Raw genomic sequence first — 1,431 nt, forward strand, 5'->3', positions numbered from 1 at the left:
CTGATCCAAATCCCCCCGCAAACAGGCAAGATAAAACGCCTGATCGGGGAAAAATGTATCCGGGTGAGACTCCCCGGTGTTCTCATTCACCATAGGCATCGGATTTTGCCGACACATTGCACACCGGCGAGACCCCATGGGCTGATCAACAAAACACTTCGAAATACAATCCAGGTCGAATTGCTTGCCACAGCATTGGGTTTTGACGATCACAGGTACTGCATCATGATCATGGAAGTGAACCAGACAAATAGGGCAGGGATCAGTTTCCAGCGGTGCGTCAGTGTCCATGGGGACAGCGGGTCGAGCAATGCCATCCATGGATAGAACATCCGTGTTAGTCATATGACCTGCGCACTCTGAGCAGTGTCCATTATATAAATGTGGGCATGAGCTTTGTTCAAGTGATGCTCCTGTGTGGCCTGTCGAAATTTCTGTGGTGTTCATCGGGCATTCAGCGGGCTCACTGCTATCGGATAATGGTCGGAATTGACAAACGCCGTGACAGGGAGAGACGAAACAATTTAAATCCAAAGAATGCAGAGATTGTTGAGGGTCTCCGTTACCATCAGTAGAGTCAGGATAAAGGAAGCTATTGAAAGAGCCTGCCGGGCGGGCAGTGGTTTCCTGAGCATGCTGCCCCGATGACTCTGATGGTGGGGATTGCTGCCGGGCATTTCCAGAGCCGGGCACTGTAATGACGGCCGTCAGCGGGTGATCCTGACACAGCTCTTTCTGTGCTATCAGGTTAGACGACGATGAGTCGATATTCCAATAGCTTTTTAAAAGCCAACCGACAGCGACAACCACTTCCAGAGGCAACCATGAATAAGAGTTGGAGCTGGCTGTTGCACTTTTGGTGGTCAGGATCAGTTCGTGACCCACCAGCAGATGAGTGGCATAAAGCCATGGCCATGCAATGGATTCAATGATGGCCGGTTTTAGTTCGAAACCGTCTGGTTTGCCTTGTTTCTCATCAGGCGGTAAATCCGATCCTGCATAACCGTGTATGTGGGCAATGTCTGACATGGTGTTCTGGTCAGGTGTTACAGAAACGTTCTGGTTTGGAAAACCTGCGTTCTGTTCAAACTCGACAACAAAACGTCTTGTCAACGGTTGAGCCTGACAGACGACGGACAATATCATTAGCAACAGTGGTGCCGCAAAGAGTGAGTGCTTAATCATTCTATCCCTGCATTCTGGCGTAGAGAGGAAGGATAGATCAAGGAAATAACGCAAGTTGCGCAGTTAACCGTTCTTTCAACTGCCCCGGAGAAGCATTCAAAAACTCAGAAGATGGGAACACCAGAAAGCCGTGTCTACAGGAGAAGATGACGCATTTCTTCTGATTCATCTACCGCCTCTACTCCCGACAGTGCCCCGGCATTGATCAGGAGGTTCACGCAGTCGGTATAGCCCAGCTCGGTTGCG

General features: G+C 50.0%; 1 protein-coding gene. It reads right to left on the minus strand.

Annotation, left to right across the window (positions count from 1 at the left end; genetic code table 11):
- Positions 1-1,185, minus strand: a 1,185-nt coding sequence (locus tag KDK17_RS08340; protein WP_257287841.1) for a hypothetical protein, incomplete at its 3' end; no start/stop codon positions are given.
- Positions 1,186-1,431: the final 246 nt, after the last annotated feature.

Source organism: Endozoicomonas sp. SESOKO2, from assembly GCF_024606245.1.
Taxonomy (GTDB): Bacteria; Pseudomonadota; Gammaproteobacteria; order Pseudomonadales; family Endozoicomonadaceae; genus Endozoicomonas_A.